This window comes from Klebsiella sp. BIGb0132 (assembly GCF_024810075.1).
Classification (GTDB): Bacteria; Pseudomonadota; Gammaproteobacteria; order Enterobacterales; family Enterobacteriaceae; genus Klebsiella; species Klebsiella terrigena.
Window position 1 is genome coordinate 1 of the sequence record NZ_JANUDW010000026.1, and the last position, 1393, is coordinate 1393.

The window sequence follows — 1393 nt, forward strand, 5'->3', positions numbered from 1 at the left end:
TATATGGACGCTCCCGGGATGCAATTTATTTTTCAGTTAAGTGATAAAACGAGTAGGTGCAGCCATATATCCGGTTTCTGATGGGATGTCTTTATCCCGAACCATGATGAAATCCGCCAGGCAGGTACCAATCATCCTCTGCGGGCTGACTTGCCCTTGTTACCTCTCGGTGTATCCTGCCTGCGGTCTTACCTGTTTTGCCATCTTCTGAAGTCACTTGCACCTACCAGGACGATAACTCTTTTTCAGCACCTCGTCAGATTACCTGACCTTGTGTCAGGTAATCTGACGAGGTTGATATTCAGTGTTGCGTGTCAACATTGACCACATAATTCTCGATGTTTTTGCCGCCATAGCGACAACTGCAACATTGTAGTGTTTTCGCTCAAGTAGTCCCTGAAGCCAGGCATTCTCCTCAACCGCGCCGTTCCGGTTGACCCAGGCGGTAAGTGCGCGTGCGCCATGAACCAGAAGGTATCGGAAATATCCATCTCCACGTTTACTGATCCCTCCCAGTTTCTGTTTCCCGCCGCTGGAATGTTCCTTTGGTGTCAGCCCCAGCCATGAAGCGAACTGCTTTGCGGTGCTGAATTGTCGGGCATTACCCACTGCTGCTACCACATAAGTGGCCGTTAACATGCCAACGCCCGGGATTTTGGCCATTCTCTGGCAGGCTTCCTGCGTTCTGTACCAGGAGGTCAGAGCTTCTTCTACCTGTTTAACCTGCTCCTCGAGTTCCCTGATATGTTTAGCCTGTCTGTAGATGCTGGTTCTGACAAAGGAAGATAAAACATTTTCGCCGTCCTCCAGAATAGCTGGCAGCTCATGGGTTAAATGGCTTTGTCCGGCCGCGATCGTAATACCAAACTCAGCAAGTGTGGCTCTTAAACTATTGGAACAGGCGATCCGCTCGCGGATAAGTATTCCCCGTTCAGTGTGTAACGCTAAAACGGCCTGCTGCTCTTCGGTTTTTATCTGTACAAAACGCATATTCGGGCGGGTTACCGCTTCGCAGATAGCTTCAGCATCTGCTGCATCCGTCTTGTTCGTTTTGACATAGGGCTTCACATATTGCGGAGGAATGAGTTTTACCTCATGGCCGTGGCAACTGAATAACCGTGCAAAATGATGGCTGGATGAACAGGCTTCCATGCCAATCAGGCAAGGTTCCAGTTGAATGACAAACTGAACGAACTTAGCCCGGGTCAGCTTCTTGCGCAAAACAGTATGGCCTTCGTGATCGACACCATGAAGCTGGAAAACGTTCTTTGCCAGGTCGATACCAAGAGTTGTTACTTTCATGTGGACGCTCCTCATTTTCAGGACGTATTGCAACGATCCAGTCTGGTACTTTGATGCCGCAAAATCTGGAGCGTCCATCTCATTATCCCTG

Annotated in this window: 1 protein-coding gene; it reads right to left on the reverse strand. The window is 49.4% G+C overall.

Features of this window, described 5'->3' with window-relative positions; all coding sequences use genetic code 11:
- Positions 1-276 precede the first annotated feature (276 nt).
- Positions 277-1302, reverse strand: coding sequence for an IS110 family RNA-guided transposase (locus M2416_RS26915; protein ID WP_076948239.1), 1026 nt, complete (start codon positions 1300-1302; stop codon positions 277-279).
- Positions 1303-1393: the final 91 nt, after the last annotated feature.